Origin of the sequence: Halobacillus rhizosphaerae (assembly GCF_046719735.1) — a bacterium.
Classification (GTDB): Bacteria; Bacillota; Bacilli; order Bacillales; family Halobacillaceae; genus Halobacillus_B; species Halobacillus_B rhizosphaerae.
In genome coordinates, this window is record NZ_JAUTWQ010000003.1 from 154627 (window position 1) to 169786 (window position 15160).

Annotated in this window: 13 protein-coding genes and 3 tRNA genes; all 16 read left to right on the top strand. The window is 32.5% G+C overall.

Annotated elements, in window-relative coordinates:
- Window position 1: 1 nt before the first annotated feature.
- The 16 genes from Q7A53_RS06060 to Q7A53_RS06135 all read left to right on the top strand — a co-directional run bounded on the left by Q7A53_RS06060 (window position 2) and on the right by Q7A53_RS06135 (window position 15148).
- Window positions 2–2005: a hypothetical protein gene (locus tag Q7A53_RS06060; protein WP_411788238.1), complete on the top strand. Its 2004-nt coding sequence runs from the start codon at window positions 2–4 to the stop codon at window positions 2003–2005.
- Window positions 2006–3985 (top strand): hypothetical protein, encoded by a 1980-nt coding sequence (locus Q7A53_RS06065; RefSeq protein ID WP_411788239.1) that lies wholly within the window; start codon window positions 2006–2008, stop codon window positions 3983–3985.
- Window positions 3985–4290 carry a hypothetical protein gene (locus Q7A53_RS06070; RefSeq protein ID WP_411788240.1) on the top strand — a complete coding sequence of 102 codons (306 nt, stop codon included), beginning with the start codon at window positions 3985–3987 and terminating at the stop codon, window positions 4288–4290. The genes Q7A53_RS06065 and Q7A53_RS06070 overlap by 1 nt, the downstream gene beginning before the upstream one ends.
- Window positions 4283–4462, top strand: coding sequence for a hypothetical protein (locus tag Q7A53_RS06075; protein WP_411788241.1), 180 nt, complete (start codon window positions 4283–4285; stop codon window positions 4460–4462). Before Q7A53_RS06070 ends, Q7A53_RS06075 begins: the two co-directional genes overlap by 8 nt.
- Before the next feature lie 60 nt (window positions 4463–4522).
- Window positions 4523–4852, top strand: coding sequence for a hypothetical protein (locus tag Q7A53_RS06080; protein ID WP_411788242.1), 330 nt, complete (start codon window positions 4523–4525; stop codon window positions 4850–4852).
- A gap of 358 nt (window positions 4853–5210) precedes the next feature.
- Window positions 5211–5283 (top strand) — tRNA-Asn (locus tag Q7A53_RS06085).
- Between the two features lie 659 nt (window positions 5284–5942).
- Window positions 5943–6017: transfer RNA gene (locus tag Q7A53_RS06090), tRNA-Glu, on the top strand.
- Window positions 6018–6128: 111 nt separating this feature from the next.
- Window positions 6129–6590 carry an HNH endonuclease signature motif containing protein gene (locus Q7A53_RS06095; RefSeq protein WP_411788243.1) on the top strand — a complete coding sequence of 154 codons (462 nt, stop codon included), beginning with the start codon at window positions 6129–6131 and terminating at the stop codon, window positions 6588–6590.
- Window positions 6591–6607: 17 nt separating this feature from the next.
- Window positions 6608–6669, top strand: a tRNA-Leu gene (locus tag Q7A53_RS06100).
- Window positions 6670–7295: 626 nt separating this feature from the next.
- Entirely contained in the window at window positions 7296–8747 is a 1452-nt protein-coding gene (locus tag Q7A53_RS06105) for a DUF2828 family protein (RefSeq protein WP_411788244.1), read from the top strand.
- 35 nt (window positions 8748–8782) lie between these two features.
- The gene (locus tag Q7A53_RS06110) at window positions 8783–8956 is read left to right on the top strand and encodes a hypothetical protein (protein WP_411788245.1); all 174 of its coding nucleotides are present in this window, start codon (window positions 8783–8785) and stop codon (window positions 8954–8956) included.
- Between the two features lie 98 nt (window positions 8957–9054).
- Window positions 9055–10305 carry a hypothetical protein gene (locus tag Q7A53_RS06115; protein ID WP_411788246.1) on the top strand — a complete coding sequence of 417 codons (1251 nt, stop codon included), beginning with the start codon at window positions 9055–9057 and terminating at the stop codon, window positions 10303–10305.
- 67 nt (window positions 10306–10372) lie between these two features.
- Window positions 10373–10774, top strand: coding sequence for a hypothetical protein (locus tag Q7A53_RS06120; RefSeq protein WP_411788247.1), 402 nt, complete (start codon window positions 10373–10375; stop codon window positions 10772–10774).
- Between the two features lie 162 nt (window positions 10775–10936).
- Entirely contained in the window at window positions 10937–11914 is a 978-nt protein-coding gene (locus tag Q7A53_RS06125) for a hypothetical protein (protein ID WP_411788248.1), read from the top strand.
- Entirely contained in the window at window positions 11907–13625 is a 1719-nt protein-coding gene (locus Q7A53_RS06130; RefSeq protein WP_411788249.1) for a DNA-packaging protein, read from the top strand. Before Q7A53_RS06125 ends, Q7A53_RS06130 begins: the two co-directional genes overlap by 8 nt.
- A gap of 14 nt (window positions 13626–13639) precedes the next feature.
- A complete protein-coding gene (locus Q7A53_RS06135; RefSeq protein ID WP_411788250.1) occupies window positions 13640–15148 on the top strand; it encodes a hypothetical protein in 1509 nt (502 codons plus the stop codon).
- Window positions 15149–15160: the final 12 nt, after the last annotated feature.

Sequence of the window (15160 nt, forward strand, 5' to 3'; positions counted from 1 at the left end):
AATGGGAACAGGTTGGAAAAAGAACGACCCAAACTTAACTAACAATACAAGCTATCTTGATGGTCGAGTCGATAAACTAGAAACATTACAAGAATCTAAAGCTAAAGAAATTGTGGCTTTGACTCATGGATTGAATGTAGTTGACAGTGATAGAAGCACTGTTGGTTCTTGGTCTATGCAAGGAAGACATGTTGTGAATTTAATTCCTCCTTTTACTAGTAGTGCTTGGGAGTTCCATTCAAACGTTACAATTAATAGTAGTCGTAAATTAACACTAAATGCATCTGGTAATGGGCAACATTCGAAAGCACAAATAAGTGCTAGTCCAAATAAAACTTACATTCTTTCAGCTAAAGTTAAAGGCTCCTATGTTGAAATCAAATCTTTAGATAGTTCTGGTGTAACTATTGGCATTGTGAATGCGACCAATAACCCTTTATATACTACACCTGCTAATACAGCAAGTTTAATTATAACTGTTAGTAACTTTAGTAGTGGTGTAGGAGTTTATACTTTCGAAGATTTAGTTCTTGTTGAAGGTTCTCAATCTGCTGAATATGTCCAAGGTATTAAACCTATTGTAAATCCTGTTGTGACTAGTTATGGGAAGAACTTGTTCGATATAACAAATGTTTATAATAATGGTAGCAGTACAACTATTAGCCCTGTAATTCCTACTCTAATTGATGATAGAACTTTAAAATTAGAAAAAAGTGGAGACTCTACATTTCATAGGTGGACTTGCGAACTTCCAAAACTCATATCTGGACAACAATATACTCTTAGTGGAAAGACTAAAATTCTAGCAGGTGGAGATGCATTAAGAGTAAGAGTATTCAATTCTTCAATTAGTTTATACCTACCTATCAGAGAAGATGGTGGTAAATTAACTTTCACAGCACCAAATACTAGTGAACCAGTTTCTTTAATACTATATTTGAATTGGGATACAAAGAATGAATTTGCTTCTGTAGAATTTTCTGATTTTATGTTAATAGTAGGAAATCAAGTACCTACTGATTATACACATTCTACTAATCCTACTTCTAGTTGGATAAAAGAAGAATTTTATGGAAATGGAACAGTCAATGATGAATTGATCTGGGATGAAAACAGTAATGCAAAAAAGATTAAGAAGTGGGATAAAGTAGTCATGGATGGTACTTTTGAGTATCGTAATGTTGCTCATTATACAGGTTTTACTGTTTTAGGTATTGACATCCCTCCTGTGGGTTTGTGGAAAAAAACAGAATATGTAATCTTTAAAGATACTGGATTGCCTTTATTTCAAATGAGTACCACTGTGTCTACAGATACTACAGGTAAAGATCAGACTTACGACAGCATTACGGGGACAAACGACACCCAAGGATACATAAGAGTAACTATTAGTGATGAAGATAGTGCAGGGTATGATTTTAGTACACAACAAGGTAGGAAAGATTATTTTAATGACCACCCGTATATATGGGTTTTTCAACTTGCTACACCAGAAACCATTGATATCGAATCAGAAGGTATTGTTTCTTTGCATGATGGATTTAATCAAGTTGAGGTTGGGGAAGGTACGGTAATTAAAGAGAAAGTTAATTTTTATATTGGTGGTTCTGGAACTAATGCTGATTGGAATTACTCCGATCAAAAATCTTCTTTAGCTAATTATTATGTTTCCAAAGTTATAAAACTCTATAAAGGTGATGAAGATGTGACTGATATAATTGATACCTTTAGAGAGATTGGTATGAGTGCTACTGCAAATGGACAAAGGTTTTATGTTAAAACAGAAAATCTTGATCTTGATGCTACTTATTATGTCACATACATTGCAATAGATTATGAATCTGCCCAAAACAAGAATACCAAAATCACTTATGATCGTAGCTTACGTGATTCTCACAATACACTCATAAACACAGTAACCGACAGTGGACAGCAAATCAGTGTAAATAAATGGTCGATTCTAGAACTTTATGCTGAACTAAAAGCACTGGAAGGAGGAAACTAAATGTGGAATAAAAAAGATAAACACTTAACTACTGACTCAAGCTCTCTAGACCCACGTATAGATGCTTTAGAAGCTCTTGAAGCTAAAGGTACAGAGCAGACAGCAACGCTCTCACATGGTCTTAATGTGGTTTCTAGTGATAGGGCTACACCTGCAAAGTGGGATTTTGAGGGAAGGCATGTAGTGAACTTAGTGCCTAGTTTTGATAGTGGATTATGGCATCTTCATACCAACGCTACCAAATCGTCTTCCAGAAAAGTTGTTATTACTACTCCTAGTGGTGTTGGGAGGGATACAAGTGATATCAAAATTAATGCAAAAGGCAATACCACCTATACGTTTTCTCTAAATGCTACTAATATTGATTATTCAATCCAACAAAACGACAGCTCTGGTTCAGAAATAGGGAGTAGATTGGTTGGTTATATAAGTTCTAAATCTGTTACATTTACTACCGACTCGAATGCTGTTCAACTTTTACTTAGGATAGGCAATAGTGTAAACTCCACTAGTTTAGCCTCATTCGAAGATATAACTCTTGTTGAAGGTTCTACTGCAAAAGAGTATGTCCAAGGTATAAAACCTGTTGTAAACCCTATTGTGAAGAATAGTGGGAAGAATATGATAGATTACAAAAATTTTTTAAATACTTCTGCACCATATAAACAGGAGTCTAATGGGTTCATATCTTTAGACAATTTTGCCAATTCTTCAGCTACTATAGAGGTAGATTTTATAAAACAACAGGAGTACACTATCTCTGCTTTAGGGTATGTGGACTCTTCTAGTGGTAATACAAAAGCCTTAGTTATGAGGTTTATTGATGCTAATGGTAATAGCACAAGCACTAGTGGCTATAATGCTTTAAACTTTAATACTGATACCTCTCCTACCACTCGTACAAGGACTGTTACTGCCCCTGCTGATGCAGTAAAGTTAGCTGTATATGTACTTTCACAGAACACAGGAAAGATATTTATTAAAGATGTAATGTTAGTTGCAGGTGATGCTTCTAATCTTCCACAATCATTCGAGCCACATAACCCTTCTTACCAAGTGATAAAATCGTCATTTTATGGAGATGGGACAGTCAATGACACTGCTTACCAAGATGCGAATGGTCAATGGTGGAAGAATAAAAAGTGGGAACATGTAGTGTTAGATGGTAGCTATGACTATTCAGTAAACCAAGACTACACTGGATATAAAAGAATTAGAACAGCTATTGATAGTAATTCTAAAGATAGTGTTGGTCAACTAGTAGAAGATAATGGAATTGTTTTAAGGCAAACAGGATTAGCTGATACAGTAGGGACATTTAATGTTTATGGTGGGTATGTTTATATTAATCTTGAAGATTCTAAAACTGGTTGGGGAGAAACTTACACCCCTACAGTTCAAGAGATGAAAGATTATTTAAGTAGTCATCCTCTAAATTTATTATATCAGCTAAAAACACCTATCCAAGAACAAATCGAATCAGAAGGTGAACTACAACTTCATGAAGGTTTGAATCAAGTTGAAGTTAGTGAAGGTGTTGTGGTTAAAGAAAAGGCACATCCTTATTATGCTTCAAACTATAATGCCTACTACATAAACCATGATACAATGGTTGAAGATCAAAGTGAAGAAAAGGGTGCAGGAATGCTATCTTCACCTGTCAAAACAATAGTCTCTTTATATGAGAATAATAAACTAAAAAAATTCACTACTTTCTATGCTACTACAAATGTAATGGGAATAAAAATATCAGAAAGTGATTTCGATACTGATGCTACTTATTATGTAACTTACATAGCTATGGATTATGAAACTGCCTATAACAAAAACTCATCCATTGAATATGTAAGAAGTCTTCGAGATTCACATGATGAGTTAGTGGATAGGGTTATAGATCATGGAGAACAGATTTCTATGGATAAATGGGCGATTGTGGAATTATACGCAAAATTAAAAGCCTATAGGGAAGGTGGAAACTAATGAAGAGTATTGAACAAGCAGTACAAGACATGATTGATAATGGTGAAATCACTCAAGAACAATTAGATGAAATGGTTGCCAAGCATAAAGAAGCAAGCACTCTTAATAAGGATGTTTCTGAACTTGGAAAATCATTAATCATTACATATATGAATGACAATAAACTTGGAGATTTAATCTCTATGGCATTTATGAATGTCGATATGGTTGCAAGAATGGTGCAAGCACAAGCCATTCAAGTGCAACAATTATCAGCTAAAATTACAGAGTTAGAAGAAAAATTGGAGGAACTAAATAATGCTTAACCTATTTCGTTACATGCTAGAAAACAATATGACAACCCTTGCCGAGATTTATGAGCCTTACCAAACTAATCTTAGAAATGAATACAGCCAAAAGGTTGTTGATGGTGAGATTACAGAAGCACGATATAAAGAAATCACTGGTGAAGACTACGTTGCACCAGAAGTGCAATAAATAATTATAAAATAAGGGTTCTTAATTGAACCCTTAAAACGAAAAGGAGGTAATATCTATATGGTTAATAGACCCTATATGTTCGGTGAATTATTAAGAGTATTAAAATCCGAAGACCTAGTGGCATATTGCTATGAAGGTGAAAGTAGAGGTTCAATTGCGTTCTTTAATCAAGGTCATATAACTGTTATTACTCCTAATAATTATGTCTTACAGGAACAAAATTTGGATGATGAGTTGATCAGCACTTTTGAATTATGGGGATTCATTCATAATATGGATAACTCAGATATTAGAATTGAAGCAATGAATAGATTATATGATGTATATTTGAATTTTTATCAATATATGCCTTTACTCAGAGAGTTTCCATTTCGATTGGAAAAATAATTTAAATTATGTAGCATATCTGTTTGACAAGAACAACAAATAATGATATTATAAGTACATAAGGTTGAGAGATAAAGAAAACCTTATCGTGACGGCAATCACACAAAAGGCAAAACACATCAATTCTTCTAAAATTGTTGTGTTGATGAAGAAGTTTATTACTTTTTCTTTGGTTACTAGCTTGGAAAGGAAACCTACATTAAATTGTGGGTTTCCCAAAATAAATTTTAATAATGTAACATATTGATTTGACAAGTACAACAAATAATGATAAGATATAAATAGTTAAAAGACACCTACAGCAATAACACATTGTACATATTAGGAAAAATACATTGAGTGTCTTGTTTAAAATTATTTGCCTATAGCTCAGTTGGTAGAGCATCTGACTGTTAATCAGAGTGTCGGGAGTTCAAGTCTCTCTAGGTAAGCTAACCAATAGATTGAGAATGACCAATCTTGCCGATTAGGGCGGTATAAAAATACTAATAGTATATCTAGATTAGAGATTGTCTAATCCGTCATTAAATAATCTTAGAGGTAGAAAAGGTTCTCTACACGCTATCATACATTTACTATACTCTTAATTATAGAGTGACACACTTTAAATGTATCGTAGTTATCAGAGATGAGGGTAATGCCGACCCTCCTAAGATTATGTATAAAAAGATAGTTTTATCAAAATTATTTGGTTCTTAAAGTCTTCTTGAAACAGGGCAGGAAATAGGTTGTAAATCCTTAACCTCAAGGCTAGTCACTTGTTTATTTTAAATAAACGTGGAGGTTATAATTCCTTTAATGCCATAAATCCCTTACTATGATGTGGTGAGTCACACATAAGAAGCTTTTAAGAACCAAATAATTAGGTTCAATTACCTCAACCCCTTAAATGACAAGGGCTTCGCTGTGGAGGCATCTATGCTGATAGATAAAGAAAAGCACTATATAGATGGAAAATAATGTCACAGAAATAAGTAGTGAGATAGGTACACGAATTACACCAGACTTTGATCTGGCTAAGTCATTTTTAGGATAGTGAGACTTTGGGAACTCACCAGTTGTGATAGGCAACAGAAAAACCTATCATTATGTCGCATTGGACAAATTGGAATAAGTCACCTGCCTTTCACGCAGGAGATTAGGGGTTCAAATCCCCTATGCGATATTTAAGGCACGTACAGCAATCACATACAACAAACTACTATTGGGTAAGTAAAGGTTTGTGCCTTGTAAGTTATAAATGCAATAAATAATTACATATTAAGAAGTTGATAACTTGAAACCATTAGTTGATTTACCAAACAGATTGAAACCTATTGAGATTGAAGTAAATGATAGAGGTTGTCATTTAGTAACATCACATAGTAAATCAAAAGACGGTCATGTAAAAATTAGAGTTAATAACAAAAGATTTCTTTTACATAGAATAGCGTATGAACAAAATATTGGAAAAATTCCAGATGGTTTAGTTGTAAGACATAAATGTGATAATGCTAACTGTATAAATCCAAAACATCTAGAACTTGGAACACATGCTGATAATGTAAATGATAGAGTTAAAAGAAACCGATCCGCTAAAGGTTCAAAAAATGGCAGATCAAAATTAACAGAAGATAATGTTAAATACATAAAATCAAATTTAGAATTGAAAAATAGTCATTTAGCAAAATTGTTTAATGTTGACCGAAAAGTTATTTATGACATAAGAAATGGTAATACATGGAAACACATTTCGTGACTTTATCTGGGTAGACGTGGGCTTGGTTCACTACCTGCTTTGGGAGCAGGAGTTCGGGGGTTCAAATCCTCCTGCCCAGACTTGGGGACTTAATCCCCTGCCTTACTGGTGTTCTAGGCTTAAAGACGAAGACCAATTTTGAACCACACGTATCGTGTGACTCATAATTTACAATTCCTTGTACGCTATTTCTAAATTGTTGAGAGTTATAGGAAAATAGCGAAATAAAGAAAACTCTCAATTTTTAGTTACAGATTGTTACAAGGCGATCTGTAACGCTAATAATGTTCGAGTGTTGCGTATATTGGTCTTACCGAGAATGGCAACTAGAACCGAATAGACACATACAGCAAAATTACATACATTACAGATAATTTTGAAAATTAATATTAAGCAAGTTTAATTAGTGTCTAGTTTATAAAGTCCACAATACTCTGTGCGAATATAGTATGGGGTGTGGCATTAAATTAATAACCAGACTCATACAGCAATTTTTAAAAATAGTGGATAAATACAACAAATAATTATTTTTTAGAGTCTAGTTTTGCTTAAAAAGGCACATACAGCTATTTAAACAACTCAAGCGATATTTTGAAAAATACTTCGTGCCTTGATATTAAGCAGATTCTTGCATTTTGAATAGAACATAAATTTAGAATTTGAGAATGTGTTTAATAATACATAGAGTAAAAGGGGAAATAAATAATGTTGAATCATTTAAAAAATGAATTTAATAAGACACAAACTGCTAATGGTGCTTTTGCATATGCCTCTACAAAATCTGATGTTTTAGATTTATTTGCATTAGGTGGAGCTTATCGTAATCGAAAAGATGAAGAAGTTGTTCAATTGTTTTCTAAGGCATTTGCAGAAAATACTTTATTAGCTTTAAAGACATTGTTTTATTTGAGGGATGTAACTCAAGGACAAGGTGAGCGTAGATTTTTCCGTTTAGCTTTGAACCATCTTGCTTTACATAATAAAGAAGCCCTATCTAAAAATCTACATCTAATACCTTCATTTGGTCGTTGGGATGATCTATGGGTTCTTCTTGAAACTAGTCTTAAGAATGAGGTAGTTGAATTAGTAAGACAACAATTACTTTTAGATAGAGTATCAGATAGTCCAAGTTTACTTGGTAAATGGATGCCATCTGAGAATGCTTCAAGTCTCCAAACGAAGAAATATGCAAGAATATTAATTCAAGCATTCAACACTGAACCAAAGAAATACCGTAAATTGCTTTCCAAACTAAGGAAAAAAATCAACATTGTTGAAACAAAACTTACTAGGAAAAATTATAAATCTATCCAGTATGACAAACTTCCTTCTAAAGCAGGTATGATTTATCGTGGTGCTTTCTTTAGAAATGATGAAGTTCGTTATAAAGAGTTTTTGGATAGCCTTTCAAAAGGTGAAAAGACTGTTAATGCAGGTACTTTATATCCTTATGAAATTGTTTCTAAAGCACTTGGAATGCGTTATGGACAAAATAGAGAAGAGGTTCAATTACTTGACGGTATGTGGAACAATCTTCCTAACTTCATTGGAGATAGAAAAGAAAACTCTATTGCAGTTGTTGATGTATCTGGAAGTATGTATGGAACTCCTATGGAAGTTGCAATCTCACTAGGCATTTACTTAGCAGAACGCAATGAAGGACATTTTCATAATCATTTCTTTACTTTTAGTGAAAGACCTTCACTTCAACAAATAAAAGGAACTAATATTGTTGAGAAAGTTTCCAATATGTCACGTGCAGATTGGGGAATGTCAACCAATATTGAATCGGTTTTCAAAAAGATTCTATTGACAGCAGTTAATAACAATGTTCCTGCTGATGAAATGATTGACAGACTATACATAATTTCTGATATGCAATTCAATCAATGTGTTAGTGGTGCAAAAACTCACATCTTTAAAAATCTAGCTGAACAATTTGAACTTAATGGTTACAAATTACCAAAGTTAGTTTTCTGGAATGTGAACGCTTTTATGAGTAATGTACCATTCACAATGGATGAAAATGGAGTGCAATTAGTTTCTGGTTTCTCTCCAAGTATCTTCCAAAACCTACTAGGTAATGAAGAAGTAAATCCATATGAATTAATGTTGGAAGTAGTCAACTCTGAAAGATATAAAGAGATTACAGTTTAATCTGTGATCTCTTATGAGAAAAAGGAGATAACAATATGAAAATGACACGTAGAGAACGAAGAGAAGAAGCACGTAAAAATAAAACAGAATTTGAACCACAGTATAATGGTCGCACACCTAAGTCATATGAAGAGTTTTATGGTAAAGGCTATGAGCGATTCAATACTAAATTTGTAACAATTAAAGAAGTTGAAGAAGTAACTGAATAGTTTCTTGCGAAAGCAAGTGGTCGGGAAGATAGGAATAAGTCAAGGGCATTTGCTCTTGGCTTATTTGAATGATGACAAATATGAGGTGTAAATTTTTAATGAGTGATTTTAATTTAGAAAGATTACAAGGTGAAACTAGATTTAGACATTTAGTTAGGTTATCAGTCGGGAAATTAAGTAAAGAACATTCACTTGATTGGTTAGATTTAGTTGATATGTTTGGTCTAGATTACTCTGCTGAAACCTTAAGAAAAAAATCTTATGGTTGGAAAGATTTTGTAGAGAATGAAGAACTAGAAAGATTAAATGCAGAAGAAGATATTGCTTACAAAGAAACAAATGAAATTCTTTCAAATGGTAGTCATAAGTCAGATAAGCTTATTCGAATGAATGCAGAACAATTAAAAGATGTTGATTACCTGTTGAAAGCACATGGTTTCGACAAAAAAGATTGGCAACTAGTAAATGCAAGAAATAATATTTGGAATGTCTATAGTACAGCAGATAAAATACAAGAATTATATTCAAGTAAGATCACTGTTAAACCTAGAGTTGATGGTTTCGATTTAGATAAATTATTAGAATTAGTGACTACGAAGCGTGATCAGATTATAATAGAAAAAAATGAGACTATTGCTCAAGATAAACTACTTGAAATTTCATTATTTGATATGCATTTTGGTATATCTACGTTGGAAGATTATTGTAATTATCTACTAGAGATTGTACATAGAATTAGATCACGTAAATGGGACACAATTTTAATTGTGGTTGGGCAAGACTTATTACACAATGACAACTTTAGAGGACAAACTGCAAATGGCACAAATATTGAAAAAACTAACATGGAAGTTGCTTTTGATGAAGCATTACAGTTTTACGAAACTATATTTAAAGAATCACTAGAAAATGCTGATAATGTAGAAGCAAAGTATGTAAAGGGTAATCATGATGAATCATTAAGCTATGGTTTATTTAGAGTATTGATGAAGATTTTTCCACAAGCTAAATTTGATTCAAGTCTAAAGCAAAGAAAAGCATTCACTTGGAAAAAGGTCTTTATTGGACTTACTCATGGTGATAAAGGTGTGAATAGAATCACTGAAAACTTCATGTCTGAGTTTGGAAAATTGATTGCAGAAGCAGAAATAAGAGAAGTACATAGTGGTCATTTACATACAGAAATCACAAAAGATAAATTTGGTATTGTTCAGAGAACTTTAGCTACAGCAAACAAGACAGATGAATGGCATGAAGATAATGGATTTGTAGGTGCTAATAAGAGATTTCAACTATTTGAATATTCTCAAGATAGCCTTGATGCAATTTATTATATTCAATTTAAATGATAAACGAGATTGAGCGAATTAAACTCGCTTAATATATAAATTAAAAACGAAGAGGAAGATGATGAAGATGAACAGAAAAGAAGAATTAATGAGTTATATCAATCTACTAACAAAACTTAAAGATAGTGGAATGAAATGTGACAAAGAACTTAATGAAGCAGTAGTGGAATTGCATAACCTAGTTTTAAATAACAATGAAAGTGTTTTTATATTTGTTATTGAAAATACCTATGAAGGTCTTCAAAAAAGCAGAGATACATTCAAAAAAATGCTTGGAAACACAGTTAATATTCACCAGAGTCGTAGTTGCACTAGAAAATGTGAACTTAAAAATAAGCATGTTTCTATAATTATTCAAATGTATGTAGATGACTATAATTATGATTGTAATAGAGGTTTAAGACCAGATTATATTATTAATAATGGTGATAATACATTAATTGAAAAAATGGCATTGAGTATAAAATGATAATTTAATAAAAAAGTAATTTTATACAAAAGTGACACAAATTAACTTAGTTAAGGGTATTCTTAATGAGAGGGATATTTGAGAATTTTATTCAGCATCCAATTTTTATAATTGGGTGCTGTTTTAATTTTCTTAATATAACATAGAAAGGGAGTGTCTACTATGACTAATCCTAGAAGGAGTAGACAAACAAAGACTCCTAAAAAGAAATGTCAAGGAAGTTGTGGCAAAGAAAAATCTGTAAAGTTTTTCTATAAGGTAGATAGCCCAATGTTTCCAGATGGCAGTTTAAACATTTGCAGTGTATGTATACGTGAAGAAGTAGATGTTGATGACATTGAAAGCGTTATTGGTTTTCTAAGACAAATAGACAAACCATTTAGAGAAAAAGAATGGAATAGTGCAGTTGAGTCTGGTAAATATCCTTTAGGTGAATATATACGGAAAATAAACTCACTAAGTCAAAATAAAGATAAAACCTTTGATAATAGTAATGGTATGGATGGTAATAGTAAGACAGTTGATTTACAGTCTGCCAAAGCACCAAACCAATTAGAAAATGTTAAAGGTGAAGTAATCGAATACTCAGATGACCTTGTTGATAAATGGGGAGTAGGATATAAGCAGATTGAATATCTCAAGATGGAAAAATTTTATCAAGATATGCGTTTGACACATGAGATTTATACACCTGTTCATGTGAATAAACTTATGGAATTAGCCTACTTGACTATTGAATTGGAAAGATTGAGAAGAGAAAGAGATATTGCTAATTATACTAAGCTTTCAAAAACAATTGATGACATGGAAAAATCAGCAGGATTTAGACCAGTAGACAGACAAAGCATAGATGATGCTACAGGGATTAAAAGTTTTGCTCAAGTATTTGAAGAAGTTGAGAAAAAAGGATTTAGGAAACCACCTAAAGTTGATTTTGATGAAGATGTAGTAGACTCAATGATTGTCTCACTGCTTAATTATTATAATCGTTTAGTAGGTAAACAAATTTTGTCGGAAATTCCAGATGAAGTAGCATCAGAAATGGATGAATTTTACGAACTTGATGAAACACCTGTTGAACTAAATGATGAAGAATATGAAGATTTAGATTTCAGCATAGAGGAAGAAGAAGATGAGTAAATGGAAATCTTGGGATGAATTAGAAAATGTACAAGGCACAAATGCAGGTAGTAACATTTCAGATTTATTACCAGAATTTGCAGATATGCTTGCCTACTTCCAAGTATATCCAGATAAATTCATTGACTATATTCTTTCAGAGGATAGTACATTTAGACTTTATCCTTTCCAAAGAATTTTTCTAAGAATCATGGCAAGGTATAAAAAAGTTTACATAACAGCAACACGTGGTACATCCAAGTCGTTTTTGAATATTTTAAGTATGTATCTAAAATGTATATTTTTTCCAAATATCAAACTGTCACTTGTTGCACCACAGAAAGACCAAGCAAGTCAAATTGCTCAACAAAATATTGAAGCAATTTGGAACTTTATGCCTTTACTTCAAAAAGAAATAAAACCCAGAGGTGCTACTTTTGCTAAAGACTATACACGTTTGAAATTTTTAAATGGTGCAGTATTAGATATTGTAGTTGCTTCACAAGGATCACGTGGTTTGCGTAGGCATGGGTTATCATTTGAGGAAATATGTCAAATGGAAAAGCATAGAGAAGTCATTGGTGAGGTACTTTTACCACTACTTGCAAACAACAGAAAAAGTGTTGCCCCCGGTGGTAAGGTTTTAAATTATGAATTACATAAGCAGATAATGTATGTAACAACTGCCGCCTCAAGACAATCATATGCTTGGGAGCAATTATACAGTGTAATGTTAGATATGGCTAGAGGAAAGTCAGCCTTTGTCATCGGTAATGATTTTGAGCTACCAGTTCTTTTTGAACAGCTTGATCCAGAATATATCGAAGATGTTAGAAATCAACCTAGTATGTCACCTTTACAATTTGCTAGAGAGTACAACAGTGTATGGACAGGTTCGAGTGAGAACAGTTTGGTACAGTTGCAAGATTTAGAAAAATGTAGAACCTTGAAGAAATCTGAAACAGAAACCACAAAAGGCGATCATTTCTATGTAATTTCTGTTGACGTTGCACGTTCTGAAAGAAAGAAAACTGCAACTACAGCAATTGCTGTCTTCAAACTCATACCAAGAGGTAGTGGAAACTATTTCAAACAGTTAGTAAATATTTATACATACAAAGGTAAAATGCACTTTAAATATCAGAGTAAGCATATTAAAGAGTTAAGAGATAAATATGATGCTTCTATGATTTGCGTAGATGGAAACGGATTAGGAAAAGGTTTGCTTGATCTCATGGTTCTCGAAGATGATACTCATGATTCTTATTCAGTTGTAAATGATGACACATACGATAAATATAAACTTCCTAATTCAAAACCATATATCTTTAATATTAGCTCAAATACAAAAGAAACTAATTCATCTGATATACACAATAATTTTATGAATGTAATTTCAAACCATGAATTAAAACTATTAATTCCAGAATCAGTAATTAAAGAGAAATCAAAAGAAAAAGATTATGAGAAATTAGCAAAAGTTATTGCACCACACGTTGAAACAAGTCTTTTTGTAGAAGAAGTAATGAACCTCTTTTATGAAGAGAGAGGTAAAAAATCTGTTGTTAAACAGGTTTCTAAAAGCATGGAAAAAGATAGATATTCTGCTGTTTCATACGGTCTATATTATATCTATCTTGAAGAACAAAAGAACCAACAAAGAAAAAGACAGACGTTTGATGTTAAAGGGTTCTTTGCAGTTAAGAAAGCGAAAAGCAAATATTGGAGTTAATAGGAGGTGAGAAAATGTCAGAGGAAGTCAATCAAGAGTTAATATTAAGAAAAAATGCAATGTCATTTGATAGAAATAACTTTGGTAGATTAATAATTTCAGATTTATCCAAGTCTAGAAGAGGTCGTGGAGTTCTAAAGAAATATAAGCAGAGTGAAGTTAGAGAAATTATTGAGGGTTACAAACTTGAGCGAAATCAGCGAACCTTACGTGAAATCTCAAATCTCTTATATGCTAAAAGTCCACAGTATCAAAGATTGCTAAAGCACTTTTCAGATATGGCACTGTTTGCTCATGTTATTAATCCTATTCGTGATATTAGAAAAAGTAATAAAAGCAAAGTTGAAAAACAATATATCGAAATTGCAGAACTGATCAAGATGATGAATCTTCCACATGAAATGAAGAAATTACTGAGGATTGCATTTAAAGAAGATGTATTTTATGGATATATACATAGAGAAAAAAGATCATTCTACATACAAAATATTGAAGCTGATATTTGTAAAATCACCTCTGTAGAAGATGGTGTTTACAACTTTAGTATTGATATGTCTTTCTTTTTAGGTAATGAGAAATTGCTTTCAGAATGGGCAACAGAAGTGCAGGTCAAGTTCAGAGAATGGAAAGCAATGAAAGAAAAGAACTCTAAGATTGGACAGTGGGTAGAGTTAAATTCAAGAAATACCATTGTCATTAAAGTAAATGAAGAATTTACAGAAACCTTTCCACCATTTGCAGGTAGTTTTGATGCTATTTATGATATTGAAGCATTTAAACAATTACGGAAAGACAAAGAAGAACTTGGGAATTACATGATTCTATCACAAGAGCTACCAATTAGACAAAACAGCGATAATAATAACGATTTCATGATTGATAAAGATACTATGATGTTTTTTCACAATTTAGCAAGTAACACTGTTCCAGAAAATGTAGGAGTAATTACTTCTCCAATGCCTATTAGCCCTATTAAGTTTGACAAAGATAGAGTTGATAGTGATGGTGTTGCCAAAGCAGAACGTGATTTTTGGGCAGGTAGTGGTACATCTCAACTATTATTTAATGCTGATAAATCTACTTCTCAAGGATTGTTAATGTCAATCCGTACAGATGAAGAGATTGTGTTTGGTGTACTTACTCAGATTGAAAGATGGGTTAATCGCTATCTGAAATCCGAATACCCTAAAGATTTAATGTTTAGTTTGAGTATTCTACATGTTACTCATTTTAATAGAGATGATATGTATAAAATGTACTTAGAATCTGCACAATATGGAGTTCCAGTTAAGAATGAGTTATGTGCAGTTGTTGGAAAAAGTCCAATTGAAACTATGAATAGTGCATATTTAGAAAATGATATTTTGAAACTTCATGAAAAATTCATTCCTTTACAAAGTTCTCACACCATGAATGGTGATGAGATTATAGGTAAACCAAAAGCAGAAGATGGTAGACCTGCAAAGAAAGCAAAAGATGCATCTGATGAAACAAATAGAAACAAGGATAAGCCTAATGCTTAAGTTATCACGACT

Excerpts from the sequence above, each read along its gene's own strand:
- Q7A53_RS06060 (WP_411788238.1), top strand. The coding sequence starts at position 2 with ATGGGAACAGGTTGGAAAAAGAACGACCCAAACTTAACTAACAATACA.
- Q7A53_RS06065 (WP_411788239.1), top strand. The coding sequence starts at position 2,006 with ATGTGGAATAAAAAAGATAAACACTTAACTACTGACTCAAGCTCTCTA.
- Q7A53_RS06070 (WP_411788240.1), top strand. The coding sequence starts at position 3,985 with ATGAAGAGTATTGAACAAGCAGTACAAGACATGATTGATAATGGTGAA.
- Q7A53_RS06075 (WP_411788241.1), top strand. The coding sequence starts at position 4,283 with ATGCTTAACCTATTTCGTTACATGCTAGAAAACAATATGACAACCCTT.
- Q7A53_RS06080 (WP_411788242.1), top strand. The coding sequence starts at position 4,523 with ATGGTTAATAGACCCTATATGTTCGGTGAATTATTAAGAGTATTAAAA.
- Q7A53_RS06105 (WP_411788244.1), top strand. The coding sequence starts at position 7,296 with ATGTTGAATCATTTAAAAAATGAATTTAATAAGACACAAACTGCTAAT.
- Q7A53_RS06110 (WP_411788245.1), top strand. The coding sequence starts at position 8,783 with ATGAAAATGACACGTAGAGAACGAAGAGAAGAAGCACGTAAAAATAAA.
- Q7A53_RS06115 (WP_411788246.1), top strand. The coding sequence starts at position 9,055 with ATGAGTGATTTTAATTTAGAAAGATTACAAGGTGAAACTAGATTTAGA.
- Q7A53_RS06120 (WP_411788247.1), top strand. The coding sequence starts at position 10,373 with ATGAACAGAAAAGAAGAATTAATGAGTTATATCAATCTACTAACAAAA.
- Q7A53_RS06125 (WP_411788248.1), top strand. The coding sequence starts at position 10,937 with ATGACTAATCCTAGAAGGAGTAGACAAACAAAGACTCCTAAAAAGAAA.
- Q7A53_RS06130 (WP_411788249.1), top strand. The coding sequence starts at position 11,907 with ATGAGTAAATGGAAATCTTGGGATGAATTAGAAAATGTACAAGGCACA.
- Q7A53_RS06135 (WP_411788250.1), top strand. The coding sequence starts at position 13,640 with ATGTCAGAGGAAGTCAATCAAGAGTTAATATTAAGAAAAAATGCAATG.